Annotated in this window: 12 protein-coding genes; 10 read left to right on the top strand and 2 right to left on the bottom strand. The window is 39.7% G+C overall.

The genetic code is table 11. From position 1 onward, the window contains the following. Nucleotide 1: 1 nt before the first annotated feature. The 6 genes from truD to rpoS all read left to right on the top strand — a co-directional run bounded on the left by truD (nucleotide 2) and on the right by rpoS (nucleotide 5138). Nucleotides 2–1036: a tRNA pseudouridine(13) synthase TruD gene (gene truD, locus ESZ26_RS15035; protein WP_146800284.1), complete on the top strand. Its 1035-nt coding sequence runs from the start codon at nucleotides 2–4 to the stop codon at nucleotides 1034–1036. Further along, nucleotides 1036–1782 (top strand): 5'/3'-nucleotidase SurE, encoded by a 747-nt coding sequence (gene surE / locus ESZ26_RS15040; RefSeq protein ID WP_146800285.1) that lies wholly within the window; start codon nucleotides 1036–1038, stop codon nucleotides 1780–1782. The genes truD and surE overlap by 1 nt, the downstream gene beginning before the upstream one ends. Nucleotides 1783–1856: 74 nt before the next feature. Beyond that, nucleotides 1857–2519 (top strand): protein-L-isoaspartate(D-aspartate) O-methyltransferase, encoded by a 663-nt coding sequence (locus ESZ26_RS15045; RefSeq protein ID WP_146800286.1) that lies wholly within the window; start codon nucleotides 1857–1859, stop codon nucleotides 2517–2519. 139 nt (nucleotides 2520–2658) lie between these two features. Then, nucleotides 2659–3237, top strand: a complete 579-nt coding sequence (locus tag ESZ26_RS15050; RefSeq protein ID WP_146800287.1) for a YqaA family protein — start codon at nucleotides 2659–2661, stop codon at nucleotides 3235–3237. 29 nt (nucleotides 3238–3266) lie between these two features. Then, nucleotides 3267–4127, top strand: coding sequence for a peptidoglycan DD-metalloendopeptidase family protein (locus ESZ26_RS15055; RefSeq protein ID WP_223271665.1), 861 nt, complete (start codon nucleotides 3267–3269; stop codon nucleotides 4125–4127). 87 nt (nucleotides 4128–4214) lie between these two features. Then, complete coding sequence (gene rpoS / locus ESZ26_RS15060) at nucleotides 4215–5138, top strand: RNA polymerase sigma factor RpoS (RefSeq protein ID WP_146800288.1); 924 nt, start codon at nucleotides 4215–4217, stop codon at nucleotides 5136–5138. 61 nt (nucleotides 5139–5199) lie between these two features. On the opposite strand, the gene mutS is transcribed toward rpoS, so the two are convergent. Beyond that, nucleotides 5200–7779: a DNA mismatch repair protein MutS gene (gene mutS / locus ESZ26_RS15065; RefSeq protein WP_146800289.1), complete on the bottom strand. Its 2580-nt coding sequence runs from the start codon at nucleotides 7777–7779 to the stop codon at nucleotides 5200–5202. Nucleotides 7780–8116: 337 nt separating this feature from the next. Between mutS and recA the strand changes: the two genes are divergently transcribed. From recA to metH, 3 genes are all read left to right on the top strand, one after another. Then, the gene (recA, locus tag ESZ26_RS15070; RefSeq protein WP_146800290.1) at nucleotides 8117–9154 is read left to right on the top strand and encodes a recombinase RecA; all 1038 of its coding nucleotides are present in this window, start codon (nucleotides 8117–8119) and stop codon (nucleotides 9152–9154) included. 420 nt (nucleotides 9155–9574) lie between these two features. Beyond that, nucleotides 9575–10522 carry a homoserine O-succinyltransferase gene (locus tag ESZ26_RS15075; protein ID WP_146800291.1) on the top strand — a complete coding sequence of 316 codons (948 nt, stop codon included), beginning with the start codon at nucleotides 9575–9577 and terminating at the stop codon, nucleotides 10520–10522. 59 nt (nucleotides 10523–10581) lie between these two features. Continuing rightward, nucleotides 10582–14280: a methionine synthase gene (gene metH, locus ESZ26_RS15080; RefSeq protein ID WP_146800292.1), complete on the top strand. Its 3699-nt coding sequence runs from the start codon at nucleotides 10582–10584 to the stop codon at nucleotides 14278–14280. Between the two features lie 119 nt (nucleotides 14281–14399). On the opposite strand, the gene ESZ26_RS15085 is transcribed toward metH, so the two are convergent. After that, entirely contained in the window at nucleotides 14400–15530 is a 1131-nt protein-coding gene (locus ESZ26_RS15085; RefSeq protein WP_146800293.1) for a HupE/UreJ family protein, read from the bottom strand. Nucleotides 15531–15755: 225 nt separating this feature from the next. On the opposite strand from ESZ26_RS15085, the gene dinB reads away from it, so the two are divergent. Beyond that, nucleotides 15756–16817: a DNA polymerase IV gene (gene dinB / locus ESZ26_RS15090; RefSeq protein ID WP_146800294.1), complete on the top strand. Its 1062-nt coding sequence runs from the start codon at nucleotides 15756–15758 to the stop codon at nucleotides 16815–16817. The last annotated feature ends 41 nt before the right edge of the window (nucleotides 16818–16858 follow it).

Genomic DNA, 16858 nt, shown 5'->3' on the forward strand with positions numbered 1-16858 from the left:
AATGAGCAAGCCATTACAATATTTATATACCCAGCCTAATGCAACGGGCCAACTTCGTAGTGAAATGTCTGACTTTAAGGTCTTTGAAAAATTACCTTTTGCACCTTGCGGCGAAGGTGAGCATTTATTTATTCATCTGAGAAAAACTGGCGCCAATACGCTGGTTGTTGCCCGTGAGTTGGCTAAATACTTTAAGGTAAAAGAAGGTTTAGTATCTTATGCCGGCTTAAAAGACAGATTTGCTGTTACCGAGCAGTGGTTTGGTATTCACCTACCAGGCAAAGCGATTTATGATTTAAGTAACTTAGCCATCGAAGGTGTCGAAGTTCTTTCCCAACAACGTCATAACAAAAAATTACGCATCGGTGCCTTGTCAGGTAATCACTTCGAATTAGTGTTACGTAACGTCAGTAATCCCGATGATGTCTTACGCCGCTGGGCTGCGGTTAGCCAATTTGGTGTGCCTAATTACTTTGGCGAACAACGCTTTGGTATTAATGGCGGCAACCTTGAAAGAGCATTGGAGTTATTTCAGGGTAAAAAAGTAAAAGACAAAAAGAAACGCGGCCTGTACTTATCGGCGGCTCGCTCAGAAATCTTTAACCAAATAATCAGCACACGTATTGAAAATAATCAGTTTGAAGCTTTACAAACCGGTGATGTTTTTATGTTAAGCGGTACCCAATCGGTATTTTTGGCCGATGAAATTGACGCAACCATTCGTCAACGCTTTCAAGAAAAAGATATCGACTTAACCGCAGCACTGTGGGGCGCTGGTGAATTAATGTCTCAAGGTGAATCACAAAACCTAGAGCAGCAGGTTGCAGAGGGTTACGCTGACTTTTGTCAAGGTTTAGCTAAATTTGGCCTAAAGCAAGAGCGACGTAGAATTAGGTTGTCGTTAACCCAAGGCAGTATAAAAGCGGTTGATGACACTATAACATTGAGCTTCTTTTTACCTTCTGGTTGTTATGCAACCACCATTTTGCGTGAATTAATCAGTTATCAAGATATGACAGAGCGAGCGGTAAACTAATGAAAATATTACTCAGTAACGATGATGGTGTTCATGCTTTAGGCATTAAAGTTTTACACGACGAGTTAGCAAAAATAGCTGAGGTAACGGTAGTCGCGCCCGACAGAAACTGTAGTGGTGCCAGTAACTCTTTAACGTTAATGAACCCGCTACGTATTCAAACGTTAGACAATGGTTTTATCTCGGTAAACGGCACACCAACAGATTCAGTTCATTTGGGTATAAGTCAGTTGGTTACGCCTGATTTAGTCGTTGCCGGTATAAACTGTGGTGCAAACTTAGGCGATGATACTTTATATTCAGGTACGGTAGCGGCGGCAACAGAAGGCCGCCATATGGGCATGCCAGCGATTGCTGTTTCATTGGTAGGTCAAAGTGAACAAAATTACCAAACGGCTGCCGTGGTTACGGCAAAATTTATTCAACGTTTACGGTCTCACCCATTAGCTGTCGATCAAATTATCAATATTAACGTCCCGGATATTCCACTGAGTGAATTAAAAGGTGTCAAGGTGACCCGTCTAGGAAATCGTCATAAAGCAGAGATGATGGAAAAAACGCAAGACCCATGGCAACGTGATATCTATTGGTATGGTCGATTAGGCCAAGAGCAAGACTGTGGCGAAGGTACCGACTTTCATGCTATTGCTAATGGTTATGCATCGATAACTCCGTTAACCGTTGATATGACCGCCCATGATAGTTTGGCCTCGATCACTCGTTGGGTTGGCGATTTAATTATTTAGATATCGTTGAGTTGTCGTTAAATTTTAGGTGAATCGCATTTTAATTTAAGATAAAAAAATAAAAAGAGCAAGTTATGAATGTAAGGGTAGGGAGCAGTGTGAGCGGTAAATCACGTCGTAGCGGTGAGCTATTAGCGCAAAAATTATATGCAGAAGGGATACGTGATCAGCGGGTATTGCAAGCGATTGCTCAATCACCTCGTCATATTTTTGTTCCCGAAATATTAGCGCATAAAGCATACGACAATACGGCTTTGCCTATAGGGCAGGGACAAACTATTTCACAGCCTTATATTGTCGCTAAAATGTCAGAATTATTATTGGCTGATGGTGTGCCAGACAGTATTTTAGAAATAGGGACAGGCTCTGGCTATCAAACCTCGATACTTACACAATTGGTTGCTAAAGTTTTTTCGGTCGAGCGTATTAAAGCATTACAATGGCAGGCGAAACGTCGCTTACAATCAATAGATTTAAATAACGTCTCAATGAAGCACGGTGATGGCTGGCAAGGGTGGAGTAGTAAATCTCCTTTTCAAGCCATTATTGTTACTGCGGCGCCGACCGAAGTACCTAAGGCATTATTGGAGCAGTTAGCTGATGGTGGCCGCTTAGTTATTCCTGTTGGCGTAGACACGCAAATACTGAAAGTGATTACTCGTCATGGCGATGAGTATAAAGAACAACAAGTGGAGATGGTTAAATTTGTACCGCTTGTGCCTGGCGCGTTAATTTAACATATCATCGCTAGATATAATGGTGGTTGTTGTATTTCTCTGGCTTAATGCTGGGCTACCTGCAGAGCATTGCTGTCTTTGCATAAATAAACTAAACAATATTACCAGCTCTTTATTATTGGATAAAAGGTATGATTAATTGAAAATTTTTTCAAAGATGTATGAATGGACACTTCGTTTTGCTGAACATAAATTTGCGCCAAGAATGTTGGCACTCTTAACTTTTGCCGAATCTATATTTTTCCCTATTCCCCCTGATGTGCTTCTAGCACCAATGGTGCTCGCTAAACCACAGAAGGCATGGTCTTACGCAACGTTAACAACGATAGCGTCAATTTTGGGCGGCTCGGTTGGTTATTTGCTCGGTTATTATATGTTTGAACCTTGGATACAACCGGCAATTACTGCTATGGGTAAACAAGAAGCGTTTGATGCCGTTGTGTTGTGGTTTCAGCAGTGGGGTGTTTGGGTGGTCTTTATTGCTGGATTTTCACCGATCCCTTATAAATTATTTACGGTGAGTGCCGGCTTTTTACAGATGGCTTTTTTGCCGTTTTTAATTGCTTCTGCAATTGGTCGTGGCATGCGATTTTTCTTGGTGGCTGGTGTTATTCGCTGGGGTGGCGCAGCCATGGAACAAAAGATAAGACAATGGGTAGATATACTGGGTTGGCTGATTGTTGGGCTTATTATTGTGGCTTATTTTGTTTTACGTTAAATCAACACAGACAATACTAGGATGGTTTTTTGATTTTAAATCGTGAAAATTATGTTCTATTAAGCAGTAAAAAAATCACTTCTGTGGTTTTTTTACTGCTTAGTTTGTCCGTGGTCAGTTGTTCTTCTAACCACAGGCCAGCGCCTGTGGTTGATGTTCAAGGCTCAGTTCCTTTAAGTAAGCGGGTTAAAAACAGCTTAAAGGGCCGTGAATATATCGTTAAGAAAGGTGAAACCTTATATTCTATTGCTTGGCGAGCTAATGTCGACATTAGTAGCTTAGCGACTTTTAATAACCTCGCATCACCCTACAAAATTTTCCCGGGACAAAAATTATTTCTGGTCAAAAATTCGACTCAAGCCAGTAGTAATATAGCGCGCAATGAAAAGCAGAAAAATAACACACCTACTAGGGTAAAAAAACCTGTTGCATCAAATAAAAAGCAGGCGTATGGTAAAAATGCAAGAGGGCAAAAAGTAAACAATAAAACCTCTGCAAATGGCACAAGTTTTTCTCAAAAAATTAGAAATTGGTTGTGGCCAGCTAAAGGAAAAGTTATTGAAGGATTTTCTACAGCAAAACAAGGTAATAAAGGAATAAACATCGCAGGTATACGTGGTGACTCGGTTAAATCGACAGCAGATGGCGTGGTAGTCTATGCCGGAGATGCTTTACGAGGATACGGACAGTTAATTATTGTTAAACATAATGATGATTACCTTAGTGCTTATGCTCATAATGATAGTATCTTAGTGAAAGAACAGCAGTCGGTAAAAGCGGGTCAGATTATTGCGAAAATGGGTGATACAGACGCTGAAAGAGTCATGCTTCATTTTGAAGTTCGCTTTCGTGGTAAATCAGTAAATCCTATGAAGTACCTGGCGAAATAACAACAAATAATAATAATAATAAATTGGAGTTAGTGTGCATATTTAATCATTGATAGTTGGCTTTGCTAAATATTTGGGAGATACAGCATGGGTATAGAAAAAGAATTGGTAAATACTAGTGTAGATAAGAAAGAATCAACTAGCGCATCATCTAAGGACAGAGACGATGTACCCTCGAATTTAGACGCCACTCAATTGTATTTAAGCGAAATCGGATTTTCTCCGTTATTAAGCGCTGAAGAAGAAGTATATTTTTCCCGCCTTGCTCTTAAAGGTGATGAACCCTCAAGAAAACGCATGATCGAAAGTAACCTGCGTTTGGTTGTTAAAATCTCCCGTCGTTATAATAATCGTGGTTTACCCTTACTTGATCTTATTGAAGAAGGTAATTTAGGCTTAATTCGTGCGGTAGAAAAGTTTGATCCCGAACGTGGCTTCCGTTTTTCAACTTATGCAACTTGGTGGATACGTCAAACCATTGAACGTGCCATTATGAATCAAACACGCACTATTCGTCTGCCTATCCATGTTGTTAAAGAACTTAATATTTATTTACGCACCTCGCGTGAATTAGTGCAAAAACTTGATCACGAACCTACCGCCGAAGATATCGCCGAAGCACTTGATGTACCGGTCGCCAATGTTACTAAAATGCTACGCTTAAATGAACGCATGACCTCAGTTGATTCACCTTTTGGCGGTGAAAACGACAAAGTTTTACTTGATGTTATCCCCGATGATAAAAGTGGCGGTCCAGAAGGTAGCTTACAAACCTCTGACATTAAAAATAATATTATTCACTGGTTAAATGAACTTAACTCTAAGCAACGTGAAGTGCTTGCCCGTCGTTTTGGTTTATTGGGCTACGAGGCAGCAACATTAGAAGATGTTGGTGTAGAAATTGGTTTAACACGTGAACGTGTTCGTCAAATTCAAGTTGAGGCGCTTAAGCGTTTACGCGATATTTTAAGTCAACAAGACTTATCTATTGAAGCCTTGTTTCAAGCTTAGTTATTTTCGCTTCGATAAAAAAAACCAGCAATCGCTGGTTTTTTTGATTTATTACTAACAGTTACATTTTACTTTTAAACTCAAATAATAAATCTAATGCTTGTTTGGGGGTTAAATCGTTTACATCAATTGATGACAATGACTCGAGTACGGGGTGAGTATTATCAATAAATGACAGTTGTTCAAAGGGTTGTTGTTCGACATTGATAACAGAAGGTGCTTGTTGTCTTTCCAGTTCAGCCAAGCGTTGTTTAGCGCGTTGAATAACCGTCTTAGGCACACCGGCAAGTTGTGCAACCTGTAAACCAAAGCTCTTACTTGCAGCGCCCTCTTGAACGGTATGCATAAAGACGATGGTATCACCATGCTCAACCGCATCTAAATGCACATTAACCAAACTCGGTATTTGTTCTGCTAACAGCGTTAGTTCAAAATAATGACTGGCGAACAAAGTAAAGGCCTTAGTTTTAATTGCTAGCATTTCAGCGCAAGCCCAAGCAAGAGATAAACCGTCATAAGTACTGGTTCCTCTACCTATTTCATCGAGTAACACTAAGCTTTTTTCTGTCGCATTATGTAGAATGTTTGCGGTTTCTGTCATCTCAACCATAAAGGTTGAACGACCACTGGCTAGATCGTCAGAGGCGCCAATACGGGTAAATATTCGATCAACCATACTAATGCTGGCCTCATCAGCAGGGACATAACAGCCAATATGAGCCAGTAAAACGATCAGCGCTGTTTGGCGCATATACGTAGATTTACCACCCATATTAGGGCCGGTAATAATCAACATCTTACGTTCATTATTCAATGTGACAGGATTGGCAATAAAGGGGTCTTGGGTCATTAATTCAACGACAGGATGGCGACCGGCCTTAATCTCAATACCGTTATCTTGACTTAAACTAGGTTTTACATAATTTAAGCTTTCGGCACGTTCTGCGAAAGTATTTAAGACATCTAACTCTGCAACAGCTTGAGCAAGTAACTGCAGTTTTTCTAACTCAGGTAACACTAAATCGAACAGTTCATCATATAAGCGTTTTTCTAAGGCAAGAAACTTACTTTGTGCACTGAGCACTTTTTCTTCATGTTGCTTTAGTTCATTAGTGATAAAGCGTTCGTTATTTTTTAGGGTTTGACGTCGAATATAATCATCGGGTACATCATTGGCAGCAGTACGACTCATTTCAATAAAGAAACCATGAACCCGGTTATAGCCTACTTTTAATGAACTGATGCCGGTACGTTCTTTTTCACGGGCTTCGAGCTGGGCCAAAAATTCGGTGGCACCATCACTTAAATCACGTAAGACATCTAGTTCCTCGTGATAACCTTTTGCAATAACGCCACCGTCACGAATGAGCACAGGCGGGTTTTCAACTAATGCATGTTGTAATAAGCCGTGTAACGCTGGTATCGGTAGGGTTTGTGCGGCTAATTCTATTATATGGGCCTGCTGGCAAACTTGTAGATGTTGTTGCAACTCAGGTAACTGACCTAACGCATTACGTAAACGAGCAAAATCTCTTGGACGAGCAGAGCGTAAGGCAATACGTGAAACAATACGTTCGATATCACCAAAAGATTTAAGTTGGCTAAATAACGCGCCGGTTAAGTCTTGTGATAATAAATCACTAATCGCATTTTGTCGTGCACTTAAGATAGTTAATTCACGTAATGGGAAATGTAACCAACGCTTCAATAATCGAGAGCCCATCGGTGTTGCTGATTTGTCTAACACCGACGCTAAGGTATTTTCAAAGCCACCTTGTAAGTTTTGGGTCAGTTCTAAATTACGCCGCGTTGCCGCATCTAAAATAACACCAGAGGCAGAAGATTCACAAATAATGGCTCTAATATGAGGAAGAGCACTGCGCTGACATTCTTTTACGTATTGAAATAAGCAACCAGCAGCCATTAATCCTAATGATTTATCACTAACACCAAAGCCGGATAACTCTTTCGTGCCAAATTGGCTATTAAGTAAATTAACGCCAGTATCTAAATCAAACTCCCATTCAGCTCTTCGTCTTAAACCTTGGTAGTTTTTCAGTAATTCTGGCGCAGAGAATGATTCACTGTAAAGTAATTCAGCAGGCGATAGTCGTTGCAACTCAGCTTGTAATTGTTCAATGGTGTTTGGCTCGGTTAATACAAAGCGACCACTGGTCATATCAAGATAAGACAGCCCAAAGCGTTGAGATGACTTATTGTTGCCTTCACTCACCGCAACAATTAGGTTGTCATGCTTATCAAGTAATAGCGCTTCATCACTCACCGTACCTGGGGTAATAACTCTGACAACTTTACGCTCAACCGGGCCTTTACTGGTTGCTGGGTCACCAATTTGTTCACAAATAGCAACAGATTCACCCAGTTGTACTAACTTTGCTAAATAATTTTCCACCGCATGATAGGGGACGCCCGCCATAGGTATCGCATTGCCACCAGTCTTGCCACGAGCCGTTAATGAAATATCGAGTAAATCAGAGGCTTTTTTCGCATCATCAAAAAATAACTCGTAAAAATCACCCATGCGATAAAAAATTAAAATATGAGGGAACTCAGCTTTAATCGTTAAGTACTGGCGCATCATAGGTGTGTGTGAGGAGAGGTCTAAGTTTGCAGTGGTCATTTCTATGCGGTAACTCATAAGTTCAATGAAAGAGTAAGGTCGCAATTATGCCATAACTGGCAAATTTAGACTCTATTTATTTAACGAAACTTTTTACTGATTATTAGAAGATTTATTCAATGGTTTTTCAGTGACAATATAAATAGTAACTTTTTTTCTGGTGATTGTTAAAAGTTATTCGTGGTAATTATTTTGTTATATATCAACGCTTTAAAAGTCACCTCGTTTTGTTTTAAATAATATAATTAAAATAGTTGTAAAAAAGCTTGATACTGTACGGTCATACAGTATACTTGCTTCATCAAAACGAAATCTTAGCAACATCGGCGGAACAAACATGAAAGATGATAAAGAAAAAGCATTAGCAGCAGCATTAAGCCAAATCGAAAGACAGTTTGGTAAAGGCTCAATTATGAAGCTTGGTGATAATAACACCATGGATGTTGAAACAATTTCTACAGGTTCATTGGCGCTTGATGTTGCACTCGGTGCGGGTGGTTTGCCACTTGGGCGTGTTGTTGAAATTTACGGTCCTGAATCAAGCGGTAAAACAACGTTAACCCTTGAAGTTATTGCTGAAGCACAACGTAATGGTAAAGTTTGTGCCTTTGTTGATGCCGAGCATGCACTTGACCCAATTTATGCTGAAAAACTAGGTGTTAACATCAACGAGTTACTTGTTTCTCAGCCTGATACCGGTGAGCAAGCATTAGAAATTTGTGACATGCTAACGCGTTCAGGTGCTATAGATGTGATTGTTGTCGATTCTGTCGCGGCACTGACACCTAAAGCAGAAATTGAAGGTGATATGGGTGACTCTCATATGGGTTTACAAGCTCGTATGCTTTCACAAGCGATGCGTAAGTTAACGGGTAACTTGAAAAAATCAAATACCATGATTATTTTCATTAACCAAATTCGTATGAAAATTGGTGTGATGTTCGGTAGTCCTGAGACCACAACCGGTGGTAATGCACTTAAGTTCTACGCTTCTGTTCGTTTAGATATTCGACGTATCGGTGCTGTTAAAGCCGGTGACGAAATTATTGGTAATGAAACTCGCGTAAAAGTTGTTAAAAACAAAATAGCGCCTCCTTTTAAGCAAGCTGAATTCCAAATATTATATGGCGAAGGGATTAACAGCTTAGGTGAATTAATTGATTTAGGTGTTCTGCATAACATGGTTGAAAAAGCCGGTTCTTGGTACAGTTACAATGGCGATCGTATTGGCCAAGGTAAAGCAAATGCAGCTAAGTCTTTAGCAGAAAAACCAGAGATGGCTAAAGAACTTGATAAGCGTTTACGCGACTTACTGTTAATTAAAAGTGTAAGAGCAAGTGACAAACCAGCTAAAGTAGAAGAAGCAGCAGAATAAGCTTTAAAAGTTAAACAATCAGCAAGCCACTGTATTTACGGTGGCTTTTTTACATTCAATTAATAACTTCTCTGTCATTGTATTGCTGTTTAATAAGCGTGTTTACTAACCTGATAACTCCCCATTTTTGCTCGTTATCATTCTATTAAGCTAGTTACGCCAATATTTGGCTGGTAAAGCTATAGATGACAAATAATATTTAAGTAAAAAACGTTATAGACGTCTATACGTTTAGATGTTGACATAGCTAAAAATCCACGTACCATCAAATGACAATATTTGTATATATCCGCTATCATTCTTCGTGCTAAAGCACGCTGAAACCTGTGTTTTTATTGGTAGCCGCAATATAAGTTAATACGTTAAAGTAGAGAACGAAGTGTTCGTACTTGTTTGACATTATTTGATTAGGTAGAAGCTATGCCCATTAAAATCCCAGATCAATTACCTGCTTTATCTATTTTAGGTGAAGAAAATATTTTTGTAATGTCTGAACGCCGGGCGGCAAGTCAAGAGATCCGGCCAATGAAAGTAGCCATTCTGAATTTAATGCCTAATAAAATTGAAACAGAAGTGCAAATATTACGGGTGTTGTCTAATACACCCTTACAAATAAATGTCGATTTTGTTCGTATTCACGCCAATGAATCCAAGCACACGCCCAAAGAGCATTTAGATAATTTTTATCGTCTGTTTGATGATATTAAAAATACTCAATACGATGGCTTAATTATAACCGGTGCACCACTGGCGTTAATGGAATACGAAAAAGTATCCTTTTGGGATAAAATTTGTGAAATATTTGATTGGGCGGAAGAAAATGTCACCTCAACGATGTTTTCTTGTTGGGCCGCTCATGCCGCACTTTATCATCACTATGGTTTGAGGCGACATCTCAGAAAAGAAAAGTTATCCGGTGTTTTTCAGCACAGCCCCGTTGACCAAAAAGAACAGCTTACCCGCGGTTTTGAAGAATTTTTTAATGTACCGCACTCACGATTCGGCTATATTGATAAGTCTGATTACTTATCAATTCCTGAATTAAAAATTATTGCTGAATCGCCAGAAGCAGGCGTTTATGTGGTTGCGAGTAAAAATAAGCAACAAGTCTATTTAACCGGACATCCAGAATATGACTCAACCACGTTAGATGAAGAGTTTCAACGTGACCTTAAAGCTGATATCAATGCAGTTATGCCCAATAGTTATTATATTGATGATGACATAACAAAAGTGCCACACAGCTCATGGCGTAGTCATGCCAGTTTATTATTTACTAATTGGTTAAACTATTATGTCTATCAGATCACCCCGTATAAGCTAGACGCAACAAATATTAAAGCAATACACCCAGACGCAGAATTATAAACAGTGTCGGATATATGTAGCCATTCAATAAAGTTTGAAAGTAAAAGTAGAGAAATAGCATGAAAAAATCAGCATCATTTAGCCGTCTTGAGCAACAAATACAAAAAAGAATTCTTATTTTAGATGGTGCTATGGGCACGATGATCCAAGCCTATAAATTTGAAGAACAAGATTATCGTGGTGAACAATTTGCTGATTGGCATCTTGATGTCAAAGGTAATAATGATATGTTGGTGCTAACACAACCCGAGGTCATTAAAGCTATTCACCATGAATACCTTGAAGCGGGTGCTGATATTCTCGAAACGAATACTTTTAACGCCACCACGATTGCGATGGCAGATTACGATATGCAGTCGTACAGTGCGGCAATAAATTTTGCAGCGGCTAAAATAGCCCGTACAGCCGCGGATGAATTTACCGCTAAAAACCCTGATAAACCACGTTTTGTTGCCGGTGTTTTAGGGCCAACGAATAGAACCTGCTCTATTTCTCCTGATGTTAACGATCCTGCTTATCGTAATGTAACTTTTGATCAATTAAAAGATGCCTATATAGAATCAACTAAAGCCCTAATTGAAGGTGGCTCAGATATTATTCTTATTGAGACTATCTTTGATACTTTAAATGCTAAAGCGGCTATTTTTGCGGTAGAAACTGTTTTTGATGAATTGCAATTACGCTTACCAGTGATGGTTTCAGGTACCATTACAGATGCATCAGGTCGAACGTTATCTGGGCAAACTACCGAAGCTTTTTATAATTCATTACGCCATGCTAAACCTATTTCATTTGGTTTGAACTGTGCATTAGGCCCAGTTGAGTTAAGACAATATGTTGCAGAGCTAAGTCGTATATCAGACTTTGCTGTTTCAGCTCATCCTAATGCCGGTTTGCCTAATGCCTTTGGCGAATACGACTTTAGCGTTGAAGACATGAATGTTCATGTTAACGAATGGGCTGAGTCGGGATTCCTTAACATTATTGGCGGCTGTTGTGGTACAACGCCGGCGCATATAAAAGGTATGGCCGATGCGGTTGCCAATGTCAAACCAAGAGAGATCACCGCCAGGAAAATTGCTTGTCGTCTTTCTGGACTTGAAGCGTTAACGATAGAGGAAAGTTCATTATTTGTTAACGTTGGTGAACGTACCAATGTTACCGGCTCTGCGGTGTTTAAACGCTTAATTACCGAAGAAAACTACGAACAAGCGGTCGCTGTTGCTTTGCAACAAGTCGCCAATGGCGCGCAAATTATCGATATAAATATGGATGAAGGCATGCTTGATTCAAAAGCGGCAATGATCCGCTATTTGAATTTAATTGCCGGTGAACCGGATATCGCGAAAGTGCCGATTATGCTTGATTCTTCTAAATGGGATATTTTAGAGGAAGGCTTAAAATGTATTCAGGGTAAAGGGGTTGTTAACTCAATTAGTTTGAAAGAGGGCGAAGAAAACTTCCGTAAGCAAGCTGAACTATTACGCCGCTATGGTGCCGCGGTTATTGTTATGGCCTTCGACGAGCAAGGTCAAGCCGATACACGGGTGCGTAAATATGAAATATGTAAACGTGCTTATGAAATTTTAGTCAATGAAATAGGTTTCCCAGCAGAAGATATTATTTTTGATCCTAATATTTTTGCGGTCGCAACGGGTATCGAAGAGCATAATAATTATGCAGTGGATTTTATTGAAGCGGTTGCCGATATCAAAGAAAATCTGCCGCATGCGATGATTTCGGGCGGTGTTTCTAACGTATCATTTTCATTTCGTGGCAATAACCCGGTACGTGAAGCGATTCATGCGGTGTTTTTATACCATGCAATAAAAAATGGTATGGATATGGGCATTGTAAACGCAGGCCAGTTAGCCATTTATTCCGATGTTCCTGACGATCTCCGTCTTGCTGTAGAAGATGTTATCCAAAATAGCGATGACGAAGCTACAGAGCGCTTACTCGATGTGGCCGAGTCTTATCGCGGGCAAGCCGGAAGTAAAAACAATAAGGCTGACTTAACCTGGCGTGAGCTACCGATTAAAGAGCGCTTAGAATACTCTTTGGTTAAAGGCATTAATGAATTTATCGTCGAAGATACTGAAGCAGCAAGGCTTGTTGCTGAACGTCCGCTTGATGTTATTGAAGGACCATTAATGGATGGCATGAATACCGTTGGCGACTTATTTGGTGCTGGCGAAATGTTTCTGCCACAAGTGGTAAAATCAGCCCGAGTGATGAAACAAGCGGTCGCGCATTTAAATCCCTTTATTGAAGCTGAAAAAACTGAAATAAAATCAAACGGTAAGATTTTACTGGCGACGGTGAAAGGTGATGTTCACGATATTGGTAAAAATATAGTTGGCGTAGTTTTACAATGTAACAACTACGAAATTATTGATTTAGGTGTCATGGTTTCTTGTGATGATATCTTACGTGTCGCGAAAGCCGAAAAGGTCGATGTGATAGGGTTATCAGGTTTGATAACACCGTCACTTGATGAAATGGTTCATGTCGCTAAAGAAATGAAACGTCTTAATTTTGACTTACCGTTACTGATTGGCGGCGCGACAACATCAAAAGCTCATACTGCGGTAAAAATAGAACAACAATATCAACATCCAGTGATCTATGTGCCTAACGCGTCGCGTTCAGTGTCAGTAGTTAGTACCTTGCTTTCAGATGATAGTGCGAAACGCGCGGCATTTTTAGCACGTCAAGATGATGAATATGTGCGGGTACGTGAGCGTCATTATAAGAAAGGACCGCGTTCAAGCTTAATATCATTAGAAGATGCCCGTGCCAATGCTGCGCCGATTAGTTTTGAAAACTATATCCCTAAAACACCTAATAAACTCGGTGTTACGGTATTGGATAATCTCGATTTAACGGTCATTCGAAACTACATTGATTGGACGCCATTTTTCATGACTTGGCAGTTATCAGGTAAATATCCGCTTATTTTACGACACGAAGTGGTTGGCGAAGAAGCAACTAATCTATTTAATGACGCTAATGCTTTACTAGACGATATTATCAACAGTAAAAAGTTAACCGCAAAAGCCGTTTTTGGTCTGTTTCCCGCTCATCGTCAACAAGATGATTTAATATTGTTTGCCGATGAAAACCGAGATAAGCAATTGATGAAACTACATCAATTACGTCAACAAAGTAAAAAACCAGCCGGGCAATTTAATCGGTGCTTGGCAGATTATGTCGCAGATAAAACGTCGGGTATTAAAGATTATGTCGGTGCCTTCGCGGTATCTGCAGGTTATGGTTGTGACGACCTAGTGAAGGAGTTTGCCGCTCAACATGATGACTACAATAGTATTTTAGTTAAAGCCGTTGCCGACAGACTCGCAGAAGCGAGTGCCGAATATCTCCATGAAAAAATTCGCAAAGAATATTGGGGATATGCCGCTGAAGAGTCGCTTGCTAATGATGATTTAATTCGTGAAAAGTATCAAGGTATTAGACCTGCGCCGGGTTATCCTGCCTGTCCAGAGCATACTGAAAAAGGTTTGTTGTGGGAGTTACTCAATGTTGAAGAAAACATCGGTATGGAACTCACTTCAAGTTTTGCCATGTGGCCTGGGGCTGCGGTTAGTGGTTGGTACTTTGCTCACCCAGAATCTAAATATTTTGCGGTCGCGAAAGTCGCCAAAGACCAAGTGATTAGTTATGCTACCCGCAAAGGCATGACCTTGCCACAAGCCGAGCGTTGGTTATCAGCTAATTTGGATTATGAACCTGAATAATTCAAGTTAGCCCTTTTAATCGAGTGATAAGATTTCAACGGCCTTAAATTTTTAATTAGTTTTAGGCCGTATTTAATATTATTTATTTTATCGTTGTGGCCTATCGGTCAACATCTCTATTAAAAGGCTCTTTCGACAAACCAATAAATAGCAATAACAGCGATAAGCGCACTTAACGGTATCACCACATATTGTCTATATTGAGGCTTTTTAGCAAACCAGCGCGTCGCTAATAAAGCTAAGGCAATGACCGTTATTTGACCGAACTCAACGCCAATATTAAATGAAATTAAGCTACTGACATATTCACTTTTGGGTAAACCCAGTTCAACGAGTACTGCAGCAAACCCTAAGCCGTGCAGTAAACCAAAAGCAAAGATAATCGGCAAGCGCCACTTTGTTAGTTTGTGATAAAAAATATTCTCGATAGCCACGTAAGCAATTGATAAGGCAATAAGCGGCTCTACAATACTGCTGGGTAGGTTGATAATACCAAATATACCCAAAGCTAGTGTAATGGTATGGGCAAGAGTAAAGGCGCTGACTTGCCAGAGCAGCGTTGATGTCTTAGTGGCTAATAAAAACAGTGCGATTACAAAAAGAATATGATCAAGCCCTTGCGGCAGAATATGTACAAACCCCTGATAGATATACTCAACAATATTAAGTAACTTGATTTCGGCTATTGAAAGTTCACGTATGCCACCATTGATATCGTCAATAGAAAAGTTATGGCTGTTCTGACCAGATAACACCAAAGATTTTTCTGAATGACTGACGGTTAATAAGACATCCCCTAAAATAGGCGAGAATACCAACGCTGCGTTGTTATTTTTTTGTGGCAATTGACCCTGCGAAAATAGCTTAATGGTTTTAGTTGGTGAGTCAGCGGCAAGTATTGCTTTTAATTCAAATACCGTTAGCCCTGAAAAAGGGGCAATAAGCACACTTTTTTCATCAATAATAAAAGTGCTTTGTTGATTTATTATTTGCAATATTTTTGAGAGTAATTGCTTTGTTTCAATTAAAGAGAGGTTTTGCAGATGATTAATTAAATCAGCTTCATCGACTGATGACTTTTGATAATTTTTAATGGCATGCAAAACATCAATATCGATACTAAGTTGGTAGTTATGCTCTACAAGTAATTTTAGCTCTGCTTGGTTAGCTTCATTGGTGTGAGCATTCACTAGTGCAGGTGATAAAAGTAGTAATAGGGCAAAAGTTGTTTGTAAAAGGCGCGTAATCATAAAAGTAATATCGGCTAGTCATTGATAAAAATAAAGCGACAAATTAACGTATTCAGCATGAAATTAACAGTAGTCAAATTATTATTTCAGTATTGAATTATCAACTGAAAAGCTTATACTGTATTTTTATACAGTCTAGGTTAGGTTGCCTATAGCGATAATGTGCTTTTCTTTTTCACAACGAAATAAGAGACTTTTGATAAACATGACTATTATAACTAAGACATGACGCAAAGCCGAAAAATAATACATATAGATATGGACTGTTTCTATGCTGCTGTTGAAATGCGTGACGATGAGTCTTTACGCAATGTGCCACTCGCGGTTGGTGGTACAGGACCAAGAAGTGTCTTGTGTACCTGTAATTACCAAGCAAGAAAGTTTGGTGTTCGCTCGGCAATGCCAGCAATTAAGGCAAGGCAACTTTGCCCTGAGCTAGTTATTGTTTCCGGCAGGATGGCCGTTTACCAAGAAGTGTCTGCACAAATAAGGGCAATATTTCAACGTTACACTCAGCTCATTGAACCATTGTCGCTTGATGAGGCCTTTCTTGATGTTACCCACAATAAAGAATTTAACGGCAGTGCAACGCTTATCGCCGAGCAAATACGAAGTGATATTTTTAATGAGCTAAATCTAACCGCCTCGGCGGGTGTTGCTCCTAATAAGTTTATCGCTAAAATTGCCAGTGATGAAAACAAACCTAACGGTCAATGTGTAGTTACGCCGGCAGACGTTAGTCGTTTTGTTGAAAATTTACCGTTGAAAAAAATTCCGGGTATCGGCCCTAAAACCGCAGAAAAGTTGTTGGGTTACGGTTTCTCGTCATGTGCAGATATACGAGCAAGTTCTGTCGCCGTATTAACACCCATTGTCGGCAAGTTTGCCCCAGCATTGTATCAACGCAGTTTTGGTATTGATCATCGTCAATTAGAAACCGACAGAGTAAGAAAATCACTTGCGATAGAAACCACTTTTTCTCAAGACTTGTCTTGTGAAAAAGAGTGTGAAAGTGCCGTTGAGCTTTTATATGAGAAGCTTTTAGTGAGACTAGAAAAGCATCAACATATGGTCATTAGCAAGCAAGGAGTCAAACTTAAGTTTAATGACTTTACCCAAACAACGGTTGAACAGCAGAGCAGTCATTGTGATGAAGCTACCTTTAAACAATTACTGCTAAAAGCACTGCTGCGCAGCCAATCTAGGGGAATACGTTTGATAGGATTAACCTTAGGTTTTGCTGAGCATAGTAGCAAAGAAATACAGCAACTTTGTTTTATTTTATAAGCAGTGATCACCTAATGTGAAGTATGCTAAGTCAGTACACA

This window comes from Colwellia hornerae (assembly GCF_007954355.1).
Lineage (GTDB): Bacteria > Pseudomonadota > Gammaproteobacteria > Enterobacterales > Alteromonadaceae > Colwellia_A > Colwellia_A hornerae.

Coding starts and splice junctions, on each gene's coding strand:
- truD (WP_146800284.1), top strand. CDS start 2: ATGAGCAAGCCATTACAATATTTATATACCCAGCCTAATGCAACGGGC.
- dinB (WP_146800294.1), top strand. CDS start 15,756: ATGACGCAAAGCCGAAAAATAATACATATAGATATGGACTGTTTCTAT.
- mutS (WP_146800289.1), bottom strand. CDS start 7,779: ATGACCACTGCAAACTTAGACCTCTCCTCACACACACCTATGATGCGC.
- ESZ26_RS15085 (WP_146800293.1), bottom strand. CDS start 15,530: ATGATTACGCGCCTTTTACAAACAACTTTTGCCCTATTACTACTTTTA.
- metH (WP_146800292.1), top strand. CDS start 10,582: ATGAAAAAATCAGCATCATTTAGCCGTCTTGAGCAACAAATACAAAAA.
- recA (WP_146800290.1), top strand. CDS start 8,117: ATGAAAGATGATAAAGAAAAAGCATTAGCAGCAGCATTAAGCCAAATC.
- surE (WP_146800285.1), top strand. CDS start 1,036: ATGAAAATATTACTCAGTAACGATGATGGTGTTCATGCTTTAGGCATT.
- ESZ26_RS15075 (WP_146800291.1), top strand. CDS start 9,575: ATGCCCATTAAAATCCCAGATCAATTACCTGCTTTATCTATTTTAGGT.
- ESZ26_RS15045 (WP_146800286.1), top strand. CDS start 1,857: ATGAATGTAAGGGTAGGGAGCAGTGTGAGCGGTAAATCACGTCGTAGC.
- rpoS (WP_146800288.1), top strand. CDS start 4,215: ATGGGTATAGAAAAAGAATTGGTAAATACTAGTGTAGATAAGAAAGAA.